Origin of the sequence: Allobosea sp. UC22_33, assembly GCF_042700715.1 — a bacterium.
Taxonomy (GTDB): Bacteria; Pseudomonadota; Alphaproteobacteria; order Rhizobiales; family Beijerinckiaceae; genus Allobosea.
This window is the reverse complement of record NZ_CP170556.1, coordinates 2,447,820-2,468,667: the sequence shown is the minus strand read 5'-3', so window position 1 is coordinate 2,468,667 and position 20,848 is coordinate 2,447,820. Positions and strand designations below refer to the sequence as shown.

The following is a 20,848-nucleotide window of genomic DNA, read 5'->3' as shown; positions in this document are numbered from 1 at the left end:
CGAGCGGCACCGCTTCCGCCGCGGCAAGGGAATTGCGCAAGCTTTCGTCCGTGTCGCCGGGCAGGCCGAGCGCGCGCAGGATCGCGCGCAGACTGTCGGGCGAGACCTGTCGCAGCGTGCCGGTCTGGTCGGTCCATTCGGGGGCGATCCCGGCGCGGGTGGCGAGCTGGCGCAGCAGGTCGTCGCTCATGCAGCCGCCCCCCGCATGCTCCAGCACGAGAAGTGCGAGCGGCGGCAGGGTCAGCGACAGGGACTGCGCCTGCCCGTGGGAGGCGACGGCCTCGGTCGTAGCTTGCCCGCCATTGCCGAGGCCCGAGCCCCCATAGCTTTCCGCATCGCTGTTGAGACGTTCCACCCAGCGCCCTGCGGCTGCGACGCCGACGCGGTAGTCATGGCGCGGCACGGGCGTCATGTTGGTGACCACGACGAGCGGCGGCCTTCCATCGCCGGCCGAGCGCGTAAAGGCGAAGACGGCATTGGCCTGGTCATCCGCGATCATCCAGCCGAAACCCTCGGCGCCATGGTCGAGACGATGCAAGCTGGGGTGACCGCGATACAGCGCATTGAGGTCGCGCACCAATTGCATCGTCCCGCGGCGGCGGCCGTCGTCATCCGAGGGCCAGGGGAAGGGCGCATCGACATTCCATTCCTCCTCCTGACCGAACTCGCAGCCCATGAAGAGCAGCTTCTTGCCGGGATGCGTCCACATCAAGGAGAGGCACAGCCGCAGGTTGGCGAAACGCTGCCAGTCGTCGCCGGGCATTCGGGAGACGAGCGAGCCTTTGCCGTGGACCACTTCGTCATGCGAGATCGGCAGCACGAAGTTCTCGGAGAAGGCGTAGATCAAGCCGAAGGTGACGTCGTCGCCGTGATGGCCGCGATGGATCGGGTCCCGCGCGAAATAGCGCAGGGTGTCGTGCATCCAGCCCATGTTCCATTTGAAATGGAAGCCGAGTCCCCCATGATGAACCGGCGCGGTGACGCCCGGCCAGGCCGTCGATTCCTCGGCGATGGTGATGGCGCCGCGCCCGCGGGCGCCGACCAGGGTGTTGAGCTCCTGGAAGAAGGAGATCGCCTCGAAATTCTCGCGACCGCCGAGATGGTTCGGCACCCATTCGCCGGGCTCGCGACTGTAGTCGCGATAGAGCATGGAGGCGACCGCATCGACGCGCAGACCATCGAGATGGAAGGTCTCCAGCCACCACAGCGCCGATGCGATCAGGAAACCGCGGACCTCGCGCCGGCCGACATTGTAGATCAGCGTGTTCCAGTCGCGATGAAAGCCCTGGCGAGGGTCCTCATGCTCATAGAGAGCCGTTCCGTCGAAGCGGGCGAGGCCGTGCTCGTCTGAGGGGAAATGGGCCGGCACCCAGTCCAGGATCACGCCGATGCCGGAGGCGTGGCAGCGGTCTACGAAGCGGGCGAAGGCTTCAGGCGAGCCCAGCCGTGCCGTAGGAGCGAAGAGGCCGAGCGGCTGATAGCCCCATGAGCCACCGAAGGGATGCTCCGTGATCGGCAGGAGCTCGACATGGCTGAAGCCCATATGCTCAAGGTAGGGGATCAATCTGTCGCAGGCCTCGTCCCAACTGCCCATCCGGCCCCATTCCGTCCTGAGCCATGAGCCGACATGGACCTCGTAGATGGCGAGCGGCTCCGCCATGGGGTTCGCACGCTCGCGCCTTTCCAGCCACGCGGCATCGCTCCAGCTGAAATCCGGAGCAACGGCGACGATGGAGCCGGTCCGCGGCGGCTCCTCGTGCCGGCGGCCGAGCGGATCGGCCTTCCAGGGCAGCTTTTCGCCATTCTGTGCGGTGATCGCATATTTATATACGGCGCCCGGGCCGATGCCGGGGATGAACAGCTCCCAGATGCCGGGCCCGAGCCGGCGTCGCATCGGGTGGCGGCGGGCATCCCAGCTGTTGAAATCGCCGACGACCGCGACCTGTGCGGCATTCGGTGCCCAGACGGCGAAGAGCACGCCATCGACCCCCTCGAAAGACCACGGATTGGCGCCGAGCCGTGTCGAGAGGTCGAAATGCCGCCCCTCGGCGAAGAGATAGATATCGTCCTCCGACAGCGACAGGCCGAAGGCGTAGGGATCGGCCGCTTCGACGATGCCGTCGGGCCAGGAAATGCGCAGCCGGTAGGAGCCTTCCGCGGGGGCGGATACCTGGAAGACGCCGTCACCTTGCGTGATCATCGGCACGGCGCTGCGTTCCTCGCCCTCTTCGGTGACGAGTTCGGCGTAATTGCAGCCGGGCAGGAAGGCCCGCACGAAGCTGCCGCCGGTGAAGGCGTGGCGACCCAGGATGGCAAAGGGGTCGGGATGGCGCCCTTCCTCCAGCAACACCAGATCGTGTTGAGCCAAGGCGGGCAGAGAAGGTGCAGACTGGCGCATAAACGGGCTTATCCGAAAGACGAGAGGTGTTCCCCCCGGGAGGTGGAATCGGAGATGATGCAACGCAGCAGAACAAGCCTCCGTTCCGCAACCACACCCTCGCCGAAAGGCGGGGGCGGTCGGGGGAACCAACCTCTCCTGCTGCCGTTCATCCACCGCGTTTCAGCCGCCTTTCCAGGAGACAGATGATGAGCCGGGAACAGATCGTCCGCGATACCGCCTATGCGATCTGGGAAGCCGAGGGTAAGCCCGAAGGCCGCGATGCCGAGCACTGGCGACTGGCAGAAGAGCGGGTCGCTGTGAGCACCGGTCAACCCTCCAAGCCGGCGAAGCCGGTCAAGGGCAAGGTATCCGCGACCGCGAACGACAAGCCGAAAGTGACCGCCCCGGTCAAGAAGGCTGCGACCGGCAATGCGGGCGCCACCAAATCCGCGCCGAAGGCGAAGCGTTGAGCTCAGCATCGGCGACCACGCCGGACAAGCCGCGCATCGCCTGAGCGCCATGATCAGGCGACAAGGGCGCGAGCATAGACATCCGCATAGCGGAAGCTTGGGCGGCGCCAGTCGAAGCGCTTGGCCATGGCGTGGTCCCGCATCTGCCGGAAGGCGCGCTTCGAGCGGAAGGCTTCCAGGGCGCGGGCGACCGCCCCGGTCAAGCCCGCTCCGGTGAGACTGGAGAACAGGAAGCCGGACAATCCGTCTTCGATCGTATCGACGAGCCCGCCGGTGCGGTAGGCGATCGGCAGGGCGCCGGAGCGCTGCGCATACATCTGGCTGAGGCCGCAAGGCTCGAAACGCGAGGGCATCAGCAGGAAATCGCTGGCCGCGAACAGGCGCCGCGCCTCGCCGTCGTCGAAACCGATCCGTGCGGCGACGGCGCGCGGATAGCGCTTTGCCAGCTTCTCGACGGCTTCCTCGATGCGCGGCTCGCCACGTCCGGTCACGACGAGCTGGCCGCCCTGGGCCACGATCGTTTCAGCCGCCTCCAGCGAAAGATCAATGCCCTTCTGATGGACCAGACGGGAGATGATCGAGAACAGCGGGCCGCGCGAGTCCGGCAGGTCGAAGGTCCGGCGGATTTCGGCGGCGTTGCGCCGCTTCCATTGCCGGATGATCTGGTCGCCGGTCCGGCCGCCATCGATCAGTGCGTTCCAGCTATCGTCGATGCCGTTGACGATCCCGGTCAGCCGGCCTTCGTGCATGCGCGTCTTGAGAAGGCCGTCGAGGCCGCAGCCATGTTCGGCGGTGGTGATCTCGTTGGCATAGGTCTCGCTCACGGTGGTGACATGCGAGCCGTAATAGATGCCGCTCTTCAGGAACGAGATCTTGCCGTGGAATTCGGCGCCGTTGATGTTGAAGGCGAGGTCCGGGATGCCCAGAAGGCGCATGCGCTGCGGGTGGTAAAGCCCCTGATAGGCCAGATTGTGGACGGTCAGGATCGACGGGGTCGCGAGGCCCTTCCAGCGCATATAGCCGGGTGCAAGGGCGGAGGGCCAGTCGTTCACATGGACGACATCGGGCTTCCAGTTCGGGTCGGCCTCGCCGGCGGCGATCTCCGCGGCGGCGAGCGAGAGCCGTCCGAAGCGGATGTCGTTGTCGCCGAAGTCGCCCCCGCCGAACGGGCCATAGGGCGAGCCGTCACGGTCATAGAGCTCATCGCAGAGGACGGTATAGACGATCAGGCCGTCACTTGTTGCGAAGCGGCCGAGTGACCATGGTGGCAGGCCGGCGACGCGCGGCATCTGCCGGACGACATCCATCGCCGGTCTCGCCTTGCGGACCTGCCGGAAGCCGGGCAGCAGGACGCGCACCTCGCAGAACTTCCGCAATTGCCGGGGCAGCGCCGTCGAGACCTCGCCGAGACCGCCGGCCTTGATGAAGTCGCCCATCTCGGAGGTGACGAAGAGCAATTTCGTGGTGGCTGCGATCGGAGAGGGGCGGTCGGCAATGTCGTCCTTGACAGCGGGCGCGTAATGCAACGCGTGGCCGGACGTCGCAGGCGCGCCTCCGATCTCGGCCAGCTTCAGCACATCTGTCATCGTCACGCCCTCGGCATCCGCGAAGCACAACAGGCCGCCGCGAGCCAGGTTCCGGCAGCGCCGCGAAATATTTAGGCAAGAACGGGGCCAGCAATCCGGAACCGCTTTTGCGCCACCACGTTGCTGCCATCGCGGCGAAGGCGAAACCGCGTCGACGGCGACAATCATTCCTTCTGCACGGGCGACAAGAAGGTGCTGTGACATGGCGGGAGCGCGATATGACGGGTTTTGAGATCAGGCCCGGCCGGGCTTCCGAGCTCGGCGCCGTGTTCGATGGCGACGGGACCAACTTTGCCCTGTTTTCGGCTCATGCCGAACGCGTCGAACTCTGCCTGTTCGACGAAAGCGGCGGGACCGAAGCCGCTCGTATCACGCTGCCGGAATACTCGGATGAAGTCTTCCATGGCTATCTCCCGGGCATCGGGCCGGGGCAGCGCTACGGCTATCGCGTCCATGGCCGTTTCGCCCCGGAGGAGGGGCATCGCTTCAATCCGAACAAGCTCCTAATCGATCCTTATGCGCGCGAGTTTTCCGGGGCGGTCGCCTGGAACGATGCGCATTACGGCTATCCGATCGACGGTGGCGATGATCGAGATATCAGCTTTAGCGAACTCGACAGTGCGCCTTACATGCCGAAATGCGTCGTGGTCGACTGGAACGCCGATCCGCAGCGTCCGGCCGCCCCTGCTATCGGCTGGGACCGGACCATCTTCTACGAGACCCATGTACGCGGGTTCACGCAACTGCACCCAGCTGTGCCCGAAGCCCGCCGCGGCACTTTCGATGGCCTCGCCGAGCCGGCCGTGATCGACTACATCAAGAGCCTCGGGGTCAGCACCGTCGAGCTCCTGCCCGTGCATGCCTATCTCGACGACCATCACCTCGTCGCTAAAGGCCTGTCCAACTACTGGGGCTACAACACGATCGGCTTTTTCGCGCCGATGCAGCGTTATCTCGGCAGGGCCGGCCTCTCGTCGTTCCGGGACATGGTCCGCCGCTTCCATGACGCCGGGCTCGAAGGTCGTCCTGGACGTCGTCTACAACCACACAGCCGAGGGCAACGAGCTTGGCCCGACGCTGTCGTTCAAGGGGATCGACAACTTCTCCTATTATCGGACGATGCCGGGAGAGCCGCGCTACTACATCAACGACACCGGCACCGGGAATACCGTGAACACCTCCCATCCGCGCGTGCTCCAGATGGTGATGGACTCGCTGCGCTACTGGGTCGAGGTGATGGAGGTGGACGGCTTCCGCTTCGATCTCGGTACCATCCTCGGGCGCGAGCCGCACGGCTTCGATCCGCGCGGCGGCTTCTTCGACGCGATGGGACAGGACCCCGTTCTGCGCAAGGTCAAGCTTGTCGGCGAGCCGTGGGATATCGGCCCCGGCGGCTATCAGGTCGGCGGCTTCCCGCCAGGCTGGGCCGAGTGGAACGACAAGTACCGCGACACGATCCGTGCCTATTGGAAGGGCGAGGAGGGGATCATCCGCGACCTTGCGGCGCGCATCACCGGATCAGGGGATGTCTACGACCTACGTGGCCGTCGGCCCTGGGCCAGCGTGAACTTCATCACCGCTCATGACGGTTTTACCCTGGCGGACCTCGTCTCTTACAACGACAAGCACAATGAGGCGAACGGCGAGGACAACAAGGACGGCCACGGCCATAACCTGTCCTTCAACCACGGCGCCGAGGGGCCGACCGAGGACGAAGGCATTCTTGCGGTGCGTCAGCGGCAGAAACGCAATCTGCTGGCGACGCTGCTTTTATCCCATGGCACGCCGATGCTGCTCGCCGGCGACGAGCACGGCCATTCCAACCGCGGCAACAATAACGTCTATGCCCAAGATAACGAGACCGCCTGGATGCGATGGGACGAGATCACGCGGCGTGACGAGGCGCTCGCCGGCTTCGTGCAGCGCGTCATCGCCTTGCGCAACGAGCATCCAATCTTCCGGCGCGCCTCCTTCCGCGACGGGTGCCTGCTGCGCTGGGTCAACCCTGCCGGAGGTGACCAGCAGGAGGAGCACTGGGACGATCCCGGCGTGCTGGCGATCGGCCTGCTGATGCATATGCCGGATGTCGAGGCAGGCGGCGACGAGGCGCTTGTCCTGTTCAACGCCTTCGACGGAGAAGTGGTGTTCAAGATTCCGCCGCGGGTGAAGACGGGTTCGTGGTCGGTTGTGCTGGATACCGAGACCGGGCCGAATTCGGACGAGGGCCGTAAGGGCCTAAAGGCCGATCAGGAAATCTCGCTCTCGCCCCGATCCCTGATCGTGCTGATGTGATCAGGCTTCCCGCCGCAGCGCGACGCTGCGGGCGGAAAGCACGGTCTCCGAAGCAGCATCGGAGGCGAACAGTAGATCCCATCGCCCGGCCGGAAGCGTCAAGGGCACTGCTTCGCGGCTCCGGTTGACGGCGAGGAGGAGGCTCTCGTCGCCGTCGGCTAGGAGCAGGCAGAACGCATCGAGGCCTGCCCATTCCTGATCGGCGATCGGTGTTGCATCAGGTTTCAGCCAGGCGGCGTCCGGGGGCTCGCCCCTGCCGGTCAGGAAGGTCTCGCCTGCCAGAAACGGGTGGCGGCGACGCAGCGCTGCAAGCGACGCGACGAAGGCTATGCGCTCGTTGTCGGTGCGCTCCCAGTCCAGCCAGGAGGTCGGGTTGTCCTGTGCATAGGCGTTGTTGTTGCCGAGCTGGGTCCGCCCGAATTCGTCGCCGGCCGTCAGCATCGGGATGCCGCGCGACAGGAAAAGCGTTGCCAGCAGGGCGCGGATGTCGCGATCGCGCGCAGCTTCGATGCCATGATCGCGGGTGGGGCCCTCTGCGCCGCCATTCCAGCCGTGGTTGTCGATCTCGCCGTCCCGGTTCTCCTCGCCATTCGCCTCGTTGTGCTTGCGCTCGTAGGAGACGAGATCGCGAAGCGTGAAGCCGTCATGGGCGGCGATGAAATTGATACTGGCCCGCGGACTGCGGTGGTTGCCGGCGAAGAGGTCGGAGGAGCCGGCCAACCTTGTCGCGAATGCGCCGGCCATGCCGGGATCGCCGCGCCAGAAGCGGCGGACGTCGTCGCGATAGCGGCCGTTCCATTCGGCGAATGGAGCGGGGAATTCGCCCAGACGATAGCCGCCGGGGCCGATATCCCAGGGTTCGGCGATCAGGATCGCGCGCGCGAGCTCCGGATCCTGCAGGATGGCGCTTAAGAGCGGCGCGTCGGGCGTGAAGCCGGTCTCCGTGCGCCCCATCACCGTGCCGAGATCGAAGCGGAAACCGGCAACACCGAGGTGCAGCCAGTATCGCAAGGCATCCATCGCCAGGCGCACGACCGGGGCGCGATCGAGCGCCAGCGTATGGCCGCAGCCGGTGTCGTTGACGAGGCGGCCGGGATCGTCGGTGGCATGGCGGTAATAGACGGCATTGTCGAGGCCGCGCAGGCTGACCGTGCCCCCGAACTCATCGCTTTCGGCGGTGTGGTTCAGCACGATGTCGAGGATCACGCCGATGCCGGCATCGGCATAGGCGGCGCAGAGCGCGGCGAGATCGGCCGGCCCGCCGGGCGCGAGCCGCGGGTCGAGCGCGAAGAAGTTGACGGGGTTGTAGCCCCAGGCATTGGCAAGGCCGAGCGGCGGCAGGTGGCGTTCGTCCATCCAGGCGGCAACCGGCATCAGCTCGACATGGCTGACGCCGAGCCTTTGCAGATGGGCGATGACGGCGGGCTCGCGCAGGGCGGAGAGTGTTCCCCGCAAGGATGGCGGCACGGCCGGATGGCGCATGCTGAAGGACCGGACGCCGAGCTCGTAGATGAATTCGGGGGCCGCTGCTGCGGAGGCCTGCTCCTCGCCATGAATTTGCAGAGGCTGGACGATGCTGCGCGGCGCCAGCGCCGCTGTTTCCGCGCCATGGCGCGCCAGCTCCGGATCCCAGCGAAAAGGGCGGTCGATCAGCGTCGCGTAGGGGTCGACGAGCAGCTTCGCCGGGTCGAACCTATGGCCGCGTTCCGGTTGCCAGGGACCCTCGACACGCAAGCCGTAGCGCAGTCCCGCGCCGGCACCTTCCAGCAATCCATGATGGATGTCGCCGGTGCGACATGGCAGCGGCAGCCGTGCGAGCTCGGTCTCGCCGGTTTCGTCGAAGATGGAGACGAGGACGCGCGTGCCATGACGCGAAAAGACGGCGAAGCGGACGCCACCTTCCACAAGGGATGGGCCCATTCGCGCCGGTGCCGCGTCGGGCCTGATCCGCAGGGACTGGGCCAAGGCGTCAGCCTTGTCCCGATGCCGAGACCGGCAGGCTCCAGATGCGCTGCGCATATTCGCGGATGGCGCGGTCGGCGCTGAACCAGGCGCAATGCGCCGTGTTGTTCACCGACATGCGCCACCAACGCGTCTGATCCGCCCAGAGACTGTCGATCCGGCGCTGGGTGAGGCGATAGCTCTCGAAATCGTTGAGCACCATGAACCAGTCGTTGGCGAGAAGCCCGTCGACGAGGCCGAGATAGCGGTCGCGGTCGCGCGGCGAATAGGCTCCGCCGGCCACGGCATCCAGAACGCCCTCCAGATGGGCAGAGGCATGGATGATGTCGGCGCTTTGCCGTGGATCGCGTCTCGCCGCTTCGACCTCTTCCGCCGTCATGCCGAAGATGGCGATATTCTCCGCGCCGACCCGCTCGCCGATCTCGATATTGGCGCCGTCGAGCGTTCCGATCGTGATGGCGCCGTTCAGCGCGAATTTCATGTTGCCGGTGCCGGAGGCCTCCATGCCGGCGGTCGAGATCTGCTCCGACAGGTCCGCGGCCGGAATGATGGTCTCAGCGAGGCTGACGTTGTAGTTCGGCAGAAACACCACCTTGAGCCGGTCGCGCGTGCTGATGTCGTTGTTCACCACGGCCGCGACGTCGTTGATCAGGTTGATGATCGATTTGGCAGTGGTGTAGTTCGAGGCGGCCTTGCCGGCGAAGATCTTCACCCGCGGCGCCCAGTCCCGATAGGGCTCGGATCGGATGGCGTCGTACAGCGCGATCGTCTCCAGAATGTTCAGCAACTGGCGCTTGTATTCGTGGATCCGCTTGATCTGCACATCGAAGAGCGCGGCGGGATCGACGGTGACCCCGCAATCCTGGCGGATGATTTTCGCGAGCTTGAGCTTGTTCTCGCGCCGGATCGCAGCCAGCCGCTCGTGGACCGACGCATCGTCGGCATGCGCGCCGAACTGGCGGATCAGCCCGATATCATCCGCGACCTTTTCCCCGCAGGTTTCCTTGAGCAGGCCCGTCAGGCCGGGATTGGCGTTGAGGAGCCAGCGCCGCGGCGTGATGCCGTTGGTGACATTGGTGATGCGGCTGGGAAAGACGCGGTGCAGCGGCGCGAACACCGTTTCCTTCATCAGGTTCGAATGCAGGGCCGAGACGCCGTTGACCTTGTGCGAGCCGACGAAGGCGAGATGGGCCATGCGCACTCGCCGGCCATGATGCTCGTCGATCAGGGAGAGCGCCGAGAGGTCCGAATCGGGCGAATCGCGGCGCACCCTGTCGAGGAAGCGGGCATTGATGCCGAAGATGATCTGCATATGGCGGGGCAGGAGTCGCTCCATCAGCGCGACCGGCCAGGTTTCCAGCGCTTCCGGCAGGAGCGTGTGGTTGGTGTAGGAAATAGTCGCCGTCGTGATCTCCCAGGCGCGCTCCCATTGGACCTCGTGCTCGTCGATGAGCTGACGCATCAATTCCGCGACCGCAAGCGACGGATGGGTATCGTTAAGCTGGATCGAAACCTTCTCGGCCAGGTTATCGAGCGTGCCGAACTGGCGGTGATGACGCCGTACCAAATCCTGTAGCGAGGCGGAGGTGAAGAAGAACTCCTGGCGCAGGCGCAGTTCCTGCCCGACGGGAGTGGAATCGTTGGGGTAAAGCACCTTCGAGATCGCTTCCGCGCGATTGCGCTCCGCGACGGCCCCGACCAAGTCTCCCTGGTTGAAGGCGTCCAGCGAAAGCGGATGCATCGCCCGGGCGCGCCACAGTCGCAAGGTATTGGCGTCGCGCCCCTGCCAGCCGACGACGGGGGTATCGTAGGCGACGGCGAAGATCGTTTCCTCCGGCGCCCAGAACACCTGACCAACCTTTTCGGTCGCGGTCACGCTTCCGCCGAAGCCGATCTTGTAGGCGCTCTCCCGCCGTTCGAATTCCCAAGGATTGCGGAAGGAGAGCCAGTCCTCCGGCACCTCGATCTGCCGGCCGCCATCGATGCGCTGCTTGAACAAGCCGTGATCGTAGCGGATGCCGTAGCCGAGCGCCGGCACGCCGGTGGAGGCCATCGCCTCCATGTAGCAGGCGGCGAGCCGGCCCAGGCCGCCATTGCCGAGCGCAGCGTCCGGTTCGAGGTTCTCGATATCGGCGAGATCGACGCCGAGCTCGCGCAACGCCTGGGCCATCGCCCCGGTCAGGCCGAGATTGTTCAGCGTGTCGGCGAGAGAGCGGCCGATGAGGAATTCCAGGGACAGGTAGTAGACCCGCTTCCTGCCGGTCGCATAGCTCTCGCGGGTCGATTTCTGCCAGACGTCGATGACATGGTCGCGCGCGGCGAGAATCGCCGCCGTCAGCCAGTCATGCGCCTGCGCGACGGCGGGGTCCTTTCCGAGCGAATAGGAGAGCTTGCGTGTCACCTCCGCCTTCATGCGCTCGACCTGCTCGTCGGGCTCGTAGTGCACGGATGTTTCGCGAGGCAGAAGTGACAAGGCAGAGTCCTAGACTGAATTTGTTGTGCCACGATCTCGCAACGAGAGGGCTACATCAAGCCTCACTCCACCTTAGAAGAGCAACGCAATGTGTGTCCTGGCAGCATCCAGCCCCTTGCTTGCGTTATGGTCCCCTGATGATTGCAAATTTATCGCTGCGCGACCGGCCGTAGGCCACACCATTCTGCGCCGAATAACGGGAGAGAGCGAGGTTAAATCTGCGAACTTGCGAGACTGGATATCCAGTCTGTCACCTTCTGATTCATGGAGCGGCTTTGCCAGTCCGAGAACGTGTAGGGCTTCGATGCTGCAGCATCTTTGTCGAACAAGGCCGTTTGAGCGCGAGCAAATTCCTGATCGAATAGAGTGATGTTGGCTTCATCGTTGAGACGCAAAGCGCGATCATCAATGTTGGTCGAGCCGACGGAGGTCCAAACATCGTCGACTATGATCAGCTTGCAATGAAAGAAGGTTGGCTGATACTCGCTGATCTTGATACCGGCCTGAAGTAGATCTCCCCATAAATGCCGCGACGCTTTCCTGACAATGCGGGCGTCTGTCTGCGAACCAGGGACCACGATCTGAATGTCGACGCCTCGTTTTCGAGCTTCGAGAAGTTGCTGCCGTGTCAGCTCGTCCGGCACAAAATATGGGGTCGCGATCCGGATGTTTTTCTGAGCAGCGGCAAGCGCAGTCATGAGCATCAGATGCATGACGTTGCGCTGGTGGGGCGAGCTGACGACAACCTGTGTGCCGCGATCGCCGGCCGGGCTTATCTTGGGGAAGAAGCGATCGCCCAACAGCAATTCACCGGTCGCCTCGATCCAGTGCTCCGCGAAAGCGGCCTGGAATTCCGCCGCGGCGGGCCCCTCAACCCGGTAATGATTGTCGCGCCATTCGTTGGGCGAACGAGCATCGCCATTCCACTCGTCGGCGATGCCGACCCCACCCGTGAAGCCGAGGCGGCCATCGACGACCAGCAACTTCCGATGCGTACGATTGTTTACCCGGTCGATCGTGTACCAGGTGACCGGTCGGAATCGCACGACCTCGACACCGGCATCCTGCATTCGTTTGATCAAATGCTCATCCATGGGAAGGCTTCCGACCCAGTCGAGCAGGACCTTTACGCTCAGCCCTTCCCGAGCTTTAGTCGAGAGCGCGTCGGCGAATTCCTCCGCAATGGCTCCGCGCCAATAGATGTAGGTCTCGAAGGTGATGGTCTGCCTTGCCTCGCGGATAGCGCGCAACATGGCGGGGAAGATCTGGATACCGTTGACCAGCGTATCGACCCTGTTCCCAGGCAGGTAGTTCGATCCGAAAAGCGCTCCCATCGATGTCTTGAGCTGCTCATCCGATGAAGCCAGGTGATGAGGTAGCGGCTGCCTCAGCTCCTGCGGCTCGGGCAGCAGATTGAAGACAACGAGACATCCCGCGGCTCCAAGAACTGCTGACACGAGTGCGATCAAAACAGGACGTCCTCGCAATTTCACGAGCACCTCGGCTCAACTGTTAGGGGACGCAGTCCAATCGGAGTGATGGCCGTCGCCACCCGATCACTTCGCTTCATTTCGTACCGCCAAGGCTAGGCAAGCTCGACAAATCCCTCGAAGGGAAGTTTCGACCGCGTCCATAGGACCGAGAAAATCCGATGAGGCGTTCGACGCTTGCGCCAACTGCCCGACGACAAGAATCGCATCCGGTATGCGGCGTCGCAGTCGCCTAACGGCATACTTCATCTGAGCCACCCCCCGAGGGGCGATCGAGCAAAGACAGATCAATGCAGGGTTTTGCTCGGCGAGGCGGTCCAAACCAGTGGTCAAAAGGGTAGTCGGGGGGAGCGCGTGTGCGGCTAATCCGTGCTTACCCAAAATCTGGCTCACCATGAGCGCGGCTGCCTCATCGAGTTGCGACCGCGCGCCGATGCAGACAACACCGCCGCCGTCCCGAAATGCTTCCTTCAGCTCAGCGATGGTGAGGACGGGCAAATCGGAGGCGCCCTCTTTTTCGTTGGTCTGCTCAACGGCGGCCTCGGTTTCAGGGTCTGCAGCAGCATTGTCGAGTGAGGGTCGAAGGTCGTCATGGTCCGACAGATCCTCGACCACCTCGCGGATTGTCGCGAGAATCTGATTGCGCCTGGGAGCATCGAGAACGCCGCGCGCCTCGTCCGCCGCAGCGAGCCGCAAGCCTTCGAGCGCGACCTCGTCGTAATAGGCGGATAGCGAGCGTTCCTTCAGCACCTCCTCCGCCTTGTCGGCCGCTTCCGCGGGGTCTCCCGCGAGGATCCGCTGGTAGAAGATCTCCGGCGCTGAAAGGGGAGGGCGATCCCCCAACATGACGTCCAGGAATTCCAGCCTTTCGACATGCCGACCCAAGACCACCAGACACACAGTCAGTGGTGTCGCCAAGACGAGCCCGATGGGGCCCCATAACCATGTCCAGAATGTCGCCGCGACCACGATGGCGACAGGCGATAACCCGGTGGAGCGGCCATAGGCCAACGGTTCGATCACATGCCCGACAACCGGCTCGGCGATCACGAACAAGGTCGCCGTCAGTGCAAGCATCATCCATCCGGGATCAACCGATGCAGCGATCACCATCGGGAAAACTGCCGAGAGGATGGCGCCGAGATAGGGAATGAATCGAAGAATTGCCGCCAGAATTCCCCAGAGCAGAGCGCTGGGAACGCCGACCGCCCAGAGGCCGCAACCAATCACCACGCCAAACCCTGCGTTGACGATGAGCTGCGTGAGGAACAGCCGGCTGAGGCGCTTGGCGGCGTCGTCGAACGCGGCCGTGGTCTTCTGCAGGTCGTAGGTGCCAGTCAATCGGATGAACCGGTTTCGAAGATCTTCGCGCTTCAAAAGGATGAAGACCACGAAGATCAGCACGATGCCCGTCGTCGTCAGAGGGTGGATCAAAGGAGATAGAAAGGCCTGCAGTGTTTCGAGCGCACCGGGCTCCGGTTGATGGACTTCAACTGGAATTGGGCGTCCGTCTCGCGCAGGGCTCGGCCGCTCGTCGGGAGCAGACGGATTTGCCTTAGGACGGTTGAGCTCCTTCCCCAGGTCCTGCAGGACATCCGCGGCACGGCTCAAAACCCCACTCTCGGGCCCCGAACCTTTCAGGGCGGCGATCTTAGCGCGGATCGTGCTCTGATAGGTCGGTAGATCACTGGCCAGCTGCGTCGCCTGGCCGAGCATCGCCATGGTCAAGGCCGCCAATATTGCGAAGGCGATCAATACGACGGCAAACACCGCCAGCGCTCGCGGAACACGCAGCTTCTGCAGACCTTTGACAAGCGGCGCCAAGACGAAGCTGAACAGGATTGCGAGCGCCACCGGGACGAAAACCTCACGCCCGAAATATAGCGCAGCGATCACAAACGCGCCGATGGCAACGTTTGCGAGCCCGTCGGCTGATGACCTCACCGCTGGTCTCGCGTCGGTGGATGAAGGCTCGATCGCGGGCATCGCCTGATATCCTTCAAACTCAGCGCCGGCGTGGTGTTCTCGACGGAAGTTCGTTCGTCGCACGAGTTATTGCTTTGGCGGTTGGATCTAGCTCCCCGCCCAGGCGCAACGGGGTTTAGCGGTACGTGTTCCCTAATCCCGACCTCGAAAGGGTTGAGGCAGGAGAATGGAGAACGGGCGGTGGGGTACCGTTGTTATACGCGTCGACGCGCTGCGCTGAAGCTCTCAACATGTGCAGTCTCTGACTCCTCCCACCCGAAGACGCTTCGGCCGCCGTATTCCGCGGATCGACGGCGCTCCTCGGCGACATATTCGACAAATGTCGGACCGGTCGTACTCCGCTCCAGCCGACGGCTCTCACTGTCCAGCCGCGCAATGGCGGCGAGGCGGTCGTCCTGGCCGATCTTTGCCCGATCGACGGCCGACCGCAGGACAGCGATGGTCTGGTCGTAGACCTTGGTTGGCACTGCGAAGGGCTGTCGATCCTTGCCGCCTTTGGCGAGAGAGAAGCGCGCCGGATCACTGAAACGGCAGGGCGCGCCATGCAGTACTTCCGCGACCATCGCAAGAGACCGCACGGTGCGCGCGCCGATGCCGGGCACGAGCAGCAGCTCGGAAAAGTCTTCTGGCCCCCGATCGGCTGCTGCAGCCAATGCCCCGTGCAGTCGTCGCGTTATGACGTCCTTGGGCCTTACATCATGGTGCGCCGGCATCACGAGATGCGGGAGGGTTAGCTGCGGGGCGTTTTCATTCGCAATGGGGCGCGCCGGCTGTAGCGCCTCCAACTCCCTGACGATCCTGTCCGGTCCCTGATCGCGCAGCATCGCGACCTGCGCATCGCGGGCGCGCTCGGCGCGCGCATCGGTCAGATTGACGATGCTGCCGGTATTATGCCCCTCGATCGCGGCGTGGGGTGCTTCGACGAAACTGCCAAGCCCCTCGGAATGCCAATGATAGCGCCGTGCCAGGCCGCCGTCGCCGTTCATGCCCTGTTGCACAACCGTCCAACGGCCGTCATCGGTTACAAAGAAGCCGTGCAGATAGAGGTCGAAGCGGTCCTGCACCGCCGCGCTGTCGACCTTGGCGACGAGCCTGCTTGCCTGCGCCAAGGCTGTCCCGTCAAACCCCACCTTCGCGCCAATCTGTTCCAGCTCGGCCGGTGTCCGACGGGAATGATTGCCTCGCCCCCCGCACACATGCAGCCCTAACTCACCGGCCAGCGGCTTCAGACCTCGTTTCAACGCTCCGATGACGCTGGTCGTAATGCCTGAAGAATGCCAATCCATGCCCATGATCGTGCCGAACGACTGGAACCAGAAGGGATGCGCCAGTCGCCGCAGCAGCTCGTCGCGCCCGTATTGCTGGATGACGGCTTCGCAGATCACACCACCTAGCCGGACCATGCGCTCACCGAGCCAGAGCGGCACACGCCCGTAGTGCAGGGGAAGATCGGCACTGCCCGATCGCTTTGTCATTGTTCACCAGAACGAATTAGGAACAAGCGAATATATACGTCGGTTCCCGCTCCTTAACCATCTCGAGCGGACGGCGCCGGAACTTGGAACAGTTCCACTTCGTTCAGTGAGCGTCCGAAGGCGCGCAAACCGAAGTATTCACCTCTGACCCATCGAGGTGAGCCTTCAGCGCCACGCAACTGCTCGCATCAGATAACGAGGATCATGACCCATGGCCCGCTCCCCCCGCGATGTCCCAGCAAAAGCCAAAACCACCTCAGGAGAGGGCGGCGAGCTGCACCAGTCGACGTCGGCGCCGGAGGCTCGCATCACGACCAATCATGGGATTCCGGTCAGCGACAATCAGAATTCGCTGAAGGCTGGCGGTCGCGGTCCGACGCTGCTGGAAGATTTCGTACTCCGTGAGAAGATTCAGCATTTCGACCACGAGCGCATCCCGGAGCGCATCGTCCACGCTCGCGGTTCGGCCGCTCATGGCTTCTTCGAACTGACGGAGTCGCTCGGCGATTTCACCCGCGCGAAGGTGCTGACCGAGGTCGGAGTCAAGACCGAGGTCTTCACCCGCTTCTCGACGGTCGTCGGCGGAGCAGGCTCGGTCGATACGCCCCGCGACGTGCGCGGCTTCGCGGTGAAGTTCTACACGAAGGAAGGGAACTGGGACCTCGTCGGCAACAATATCCCGGTCTTCTTCATCCAGGACGCGATCAAGTTTCCCGACCTGATCCATGCCGTGAAGATGGAGGCCGATCGCGGCTACCCGCAGGCCGCCAGCGCCCATGATACCTTCTGGGACTTCATCGGGCTGATGCCGGAATCGACCCATATGATCATGTGGGCGATGTCGGACCGGACCATCCCACGTTCGCTTCGGATGATCGAGGGTTTCGGCGTCAACACCTTCCGCCTGCTGAACGACAAGGACGAGCCGACCTTCGTTAAGTTCCATTGGCGGCCGAAGCTCGGCACGCAATCGACCTGCTGGGACGAGGCGGTGAAAATCGCCGGCGCCGACCCGGACTACCATCGCCGCGATCTGCATGAGGCCATAGCCAAGGGTGACTTCCCCGAGTGGGACTTCGGCGTGCAGCTGTTGAGCCAGGATGAAGCCGACGCGCTGCCCTTCGACATCCTCGACGCTACCAAGGTGATCCCGGAGGAACTGGTGCCGATCCGCATGATCGGCCGCATGGTGCTGAACCGCAACCCGGACAATTTCTTCGCCGAGACCGAGCAAGCTGCCTTCCTGCCAACCAATATGCCGCCTGGCATCGATGTGTCGGAGGACCCGCTCCTGCAAGGCCGGCTGTTCTCCTATCAGGACACGCAGCTCTCCCGGCTCGGGACTGTGAACTTCCATCAGATCCCCATCAACCGGGCCAAGGGCTGCCCTTTCCAGAACCTGCAGCGCGACGGACAAATGCAGACGCAAGTCTTCACCGGACGCGCGAATTACGAGCCGAACAGCCTTGCCGAGGCTGGCGAGGACGGCGGCCCGCGCGAGGATCCTGTCGGCGGCTTCCGGACGGCGACGATCCCGGTTGAGGAGCATAAGGTTCGGCTGCGCGCGGAGAGTTTCGCTGACCACTACAGCCATGCCCGGCTGTTCTTCCGCTCGCAGAGTAAGATCGAGCAGGCCCACCTCGCGAGCGCACTCGTCTTTGAGCTGTCGAAGGTCACGCTGGAGCATGTCCGCAACCGCGTGATGTCTAACCTCGTCAATGTCGATGAAGCGCTGGCGCAGCGCGTTGCTGACGGACTCGCCATGTCCCTGCCGAAGGGTTCGAAGCCTGCAGCGATCCCGATGGACATGGAGCCATCGCCGGCACTTCGCATCGTCGGTAAGTACCCCGAGACCCTGAAGGGCCGGACCGTCGGGATACTTGTCTCTGATGGGGCGGACGGAGCCCGGATCACGGCCGTCAAGGCCGCCGTCGAAGGCGATGGCGGAGCCGTCAAGATCGTCGCGCCGAAGATTGGCGGCGTGAAACTCAAGGATGGGAAGACGCTCAAGGCCGACGGCCAACTCGCCGGCACCCCGTCTGTGCTCTTTGACGCGGTCGCCATCATTCTGTCCGAAGCTGGCTGCGCCGCATTGATGAAGGAAGGCGCGGCAATCGATTTCGCCAAGGACGCCTTCGGGCATCTCAAAGCGATCGGCTACAGTGCTGAAGCCAGGCCGCTGCTCGACAAGGCCGGAGTCGAGCAGGATGAAGGGATCGTGGCGTTGGACAAAAAGGTCGACGCCTTCCTGAAACCAGCGCGTACGCGCCAGTGGGCTCGAGAAGGCAAGGTTCGCATGCTGGCGTGATTTCTTGTTGCCGGCTGTGCGCAACTAGCTTGCGGCCAAAGCGGTGTGTCGTTCGATGGTCGCGATCAGCGAGGCGCGCCGCCCTTTCGCAAATGAACAGATCCGTCGCTCGATCGCGACGGGTCTACGCACGTGGGTAACGACCCGGCCGTTATTCTGCTTTGAGATTATCCGCGGACTGCTTGCCCGACCTTTTGTCGGCAACGAGTTCGTACGACACTTTCTGGCCGTCGTTCAGGCTACGGAGACCGGCGCGCTGACCGCACTGATGTGAACGAACACGTCGTTTCCGCCGCCATCAGGCGTAATGAAGCCATAACCCTTGGTCTCGTTGAACCATTTCACAGTGCCGCTAGCCATTTCCATCTCCAAAGTGAAGCGCCAGCATGTGCCAACGTCGGTTTCTCGGCAAGTTAGGGGCTGGCGCAGGAACTTCTGGATCGCGAGGCAGTCTCCCTAGGAGCACATAAAATTTGGAGGTGCTCGATGACCAACCGCCAGGATCCGGATATTCGCGAGGCCAACGCACGAGCCGACAGGCAGACGGAAGGCCCGGGCGGCGGGGTTGTCGCTCCGATGCACCCAGACAGGCATACGACCACTGACCCTGCCGTGGAAACGCCCGTCGAAGGTCGTCAGGGATTTCTGGGCCGCCCGGTGCTGGCGGTGCTCCTGGGCGGCCTTATTTTAGCTGGGCTTGCTTGGATCGTCGTTCACTACCTGGCTCGATGATAGCCTGATATGCCCGCTGCGGGCGGGATGCGTCTGAGACCTAGCCGCGGTCAAGAAGATGTCGGTAGGAACGTGGGTTTTTGTGGCAGTCGCGCCTCAATTACCCATCTCACGTTCCGCAACGGAGACGAACTTAACGCCGCCCTGGATCGAGCGATCTATCCCGCAGGATGCGCGAGGGGTCGATGAAGAACGAGAGCTCGAAACCATCAATGTCACGGTCGAGCTTTCTGAGCGGTCATTTGCAGTTGATATCGCAGCCAGCCGGAGCACTCGGCGATCAGGGCATGATGTTCCGAGCGGCAGTGGAGTAGAATAAATCTGTATCCGTTGGACTGCCACCACCCGATAAGGATGAGAAGGTCGCTGCAGGTGCCGTCGCCATTATCGCCTTCGTCATCGTGGCGATATTCCTCGGCTTCAATCGGAATCAGGCTCTGACACAACGCGAGCTGCAATTCCGGCAGGTCGATCGAAAGACGCCCCGAAGGGTCCGACTGATTTACAAGAGCCACCGCCGCCGTTGAAGCGACACGTTCCACGCCTCGGCCGAGGTGGGAACCAGCAGATGCTCTGCTCGTTGACCGGCGAAACGCTTGAGGTGGAAAACTTTGGTTGCAATTTGGAAAAGTGACGGCCCGAATAAGCGACCGACGCAAGTACGGCGCGCTCCATACGGAGCACTGCCGCGACAAGAACGGCAAGCGCTACAGAGTTGTGGAGTGGCGCGAATGGCCCGGTCTCTCGCTCACGTCTTATACGCTCGAAGACGGTACCCCCACGGGGACGAGTGCTATTTCACACTGCCATCCGGGAAAATGCTCACGCGCTGCGAGGATGAATGAACGAAATCGAGGATGGAGAGGTTGTCGTCGTGCTGCGGCAGGATGTTAAGCGCGGCGGTGAGCTTCTGGCAACGTACCAGATGGAATATCGTGACCTGGCTACTGCGCTTTCGGCGATTCGTGCTGATCTCATCGCTGGGCGGGTCGAAGTCTTCACCGTTGCTGGACGGGAGCTCAGCGACGACGAGATCACTGCACTTTCGTTGCAAGCTACCAACCCTCGGTAGATTCAGAACATTGTGCGAAGCTCGGGTTGATGGAATGCCCTTAAATTTACTCGAGCTAAAGGCCTTGAACGCCCTAGAGCTGGCTCCGCGCCTGATCGGTATGAAGCTGCTTGTCGGGGGGGTAGGAGGTTCCATTGTCGAAACCGAGGCCTATCTCGCCGAAGATCCAGCTTCGCACAGCTTCCGCGGTCCGAGACCGCGAAATGCGGCCATGTTCGGTCCATCTTGGCACGCTTACGTTTATCGGTCCTATGGGCTTCACTGGTGTTTGAATATCGTCGCCGAAGGCGCGGGCGCGGTCTTGCTTAGGGCCATCGAGCCGACAGAGGGGCTCGCTGAAATGCGGGCGCGTCGCGGCAGCAGGGTAAGCCTATGCAATGGGCCGGGACGGTTGGCCCAGGCGCTTGGGATAACGGGTGCCCATAATGGGCTTAGTTTGGAATGCCAACCGTTCTCGATTGTCGACCGGTCACATGCGCCGGAGATTTCCAGCAGCACTCGCATTGGAATTTCGAAGGCCACCGAGCAGCCTTGGCGATTTGGCTTTGCGGGTTCGCGTTTCGTGAGTCGCGCTTTCCCAAAGCCTGGGAGGTGAGCAGCGCCGCGGCAAACTGCCGTGAGT

12 protein-coding genes and 3 pseudogenes are annotated in these 20,848 nt (G+C 63.2%); 6 read left to right on the top strand and 9 right to left on the bottom strand.

The window, feature by feature from the left end:
- Nucleotides 1-208: 208 nt before the first annotated feature.
- Nucleotides 209-2,398, bottom strand: a pseudogene (gene glgB / locus ACFJGT_RS11675) (1,4-alpha-glucan branching protein GlgB); the annotation flags it as partial.
- Nucleotides 2,399-2,586: 188 nt separating this feature from the next.
- Here glgB and ACFJGT_RS11670 point away from each other — a divergent pair.
- Nucleotides 2,587-2,850, top strand: coding sequence for a DUF2934 domain-containing protein (locus ACFJGT_RS11670; protein ID WP_377848671.1), 264 nt, complete (start codon nucleotides 2,587-2,589; stop codon nucleotides 2,848-2,850).
- A 53-nt stretch (nucleotides 2,851-2,903) separates the two neighbouring features.
- Here the strand turns inward: ACFJGT_RS11670 and glgA are convergent, their stop codons facing one another.
- Nucleotides 2,904-4,436: a glycogen synthase GlgA gene (glgA, locus tag ACFJGT_RS11665; protein WP_377848969.1), complete on the bottom strand. Its 1,533-nt coding sequence runs from the start codon at nucleotides 4,434-4,436 to the stop codon at nucleotides 2,904-2,906.
- Between the two features lie 218 nt (nucleotides 4,437-4,654).
- Here glgA and glgX (ACFJGT_RS11660) point away from each other — a divergent pair.
- Nucleotides 4,655-6,728, top strand: a pseudogene (gene glgX / locus ACFJGT_RS11660) (glycogen debranching protein GlgX).
- Here glgX (ACFJGT_RS11660) and glgX (ACFJGT_RS11655) read toward each other — a convergent pair.
- From glgX (ACFJGT_RS11655) to ACFJGT_RS11635, 5 genes are all read right to left on the bottom strand, one after another.
- Nucleotides 6,729-8,648, bottom strand: a complete 1,920-nt coding sequence (gene glgX, locus ACFJGT_RS11655; RefSeq protein WP_377848670.1) for a glycogen debranching protein GlgX — start codon at nucleotides 8,646-8,648, stop codon at nucleotides 6,729-6,731.
- A 49-nt stretch (nucleotides 8,649-8,697) separates the two neighbouring features.
- A complete protein-coding gene (locus ACFJGT_RS11650) occupies nucleotides 8,698-11,103 on the bottom strand; it encodes a glycogen/starch/alpha-glucan phosphorylase (protein WP_377848968.1) in 2,406 nt (801 codons plus the stop codon).
- 272 nt (nucleotides 11,104-11,375) lie between these two features.
- Nucleotides 11,376-12,632: a phosphatidylserine/phosphatidylglycerophosphate/cardiolipin synthase family protein gene (locus tag ACFJGT_RS11645; protein WP_377848669.1), complete on the bottom strand. Its 1,257-nt coding sequence runs from the start codon at nucleotides 12,630-12,632 to the stop codon at nucleotides 11,376-11,378.
- A gap of 87 nt (nucleotides 12,633-12,719) precedes the next feature.
- Nucleotides 12,720-14,639: an AI-2E family transporter gene (locus ACFJGT_RS11640; protein ID WP_377848668.1), complete on the bottom strand. Its 1,920-nt coding sequence runs from the start codon at nucleotides 14,637-14,639 to the stop codon at nucleotides 12,720-12,722.
- 194 nt (nucleotides 14,640-14,833) lie between these two features.
- Nucleotides 14,834-16,114: a DUF763 domain-containing protein gene (locus ACFJGT_RS11635; protein ID WP_377848667.1), complete on the bottom strand. Its 1,281-nt coding sequence runs from the start codon at nucleotides 16,112-16,114 to the stop codon at nucleotides 14,834-14,836.
- Nucleotides 16,115-16,325: 211 nt separating this feature from the next.
- Between ACFJGT_RS11635 and ACFJGT_RS11630 the strand changes: the two genes are divergently transcribed.
- On the top strand, nucleotides 16,326-18,422 hold the full coding sequence (locus tag ACFJGT_RS11630; protein ID WP_377848666.1) for a catalase: 2,097 nt from the start codon (nucleotides 16,326-16,328) through the stop codon (nucleotides 18,420-18,422).
- 151 nt (nucleotides 18,423-18,573) lie between these two features.
- Here the strand turns inward: ACFJGT_RS11630 and ACFJGT_RS11625 are convergent.
- A pseudogene (locus tag ACFJGT_RS11625) lies at nucleotides 18,574-18,782 on the bottom strand (cold-shock protein).
- A 126-nt stretch (nucleotides 18,783-18,908) separates the two neighbouring features.
- Between ACFJGT_RS11625 and ACFJGT_RS11620 the strand changes: the two are divergent.
- On the top strand, nucleotides 18,909-19,154 hold the full coding sequence (locus tag ACFJGT_RS11620; RefSeq protein ID WP_377848665.1) for a hypothetical protein: 246 nt from the start codon (nucleotides 18,909-18,911) through the stop codon (nucleotides 19,152-19,154).
- 215 nt (nucleotides 19,155-19,369) lie between these two features.
- Here ACFJGT_RS11620 and ACFJGT_RS11615 read toward each other — a convergent pair whose 3' ends face one another.
- On the bottom strand, nucleotides 19,370-19,696 hold the full coding sequence (locus ACFJGT_RS11615) for a hypothetical protein (protein ID WP_377848664.1): 327 nt from the start codon (nucleotides 19,694-19,696) through the stop codon (nucleotides 19,370-19,372).
- Between the two features lie 299 nt (nucleotides 19,697-19,995).
- Between ACFJGT_RS11615 and ACFJGT_RS11610 the strand changes: the two genes are divergently transcribed.
- Nucleotides 19,996-20,226 (top strand): hypothetical protein, encoded by a 231-nt coding sequence (locus tag ACFJGT_RS11610; protein ID WP_377848663.1) that lies wholly within the window; start codon nucleotides 19,996-19,998, stop codon nucleotides 20,224-20,226.
- A 34-nt stretch (nucleotides 20,227-20,260) separates the two neighbouring features.
- Nucleotides 20,261-20,821, top strand: coding sequence for a DNA-3-methyladenine glycosylase (locus ACFJGT_RS11605; RefSeq protein WP_377848662.1), 561 nt, complete (start codon nucleotides 20,261-20,263; stop codon nucleotides 20,819-20,821).
- The last annotated feature ends 27 nt before the right edge of the window (nucleotides 20,822-20,848 follow it).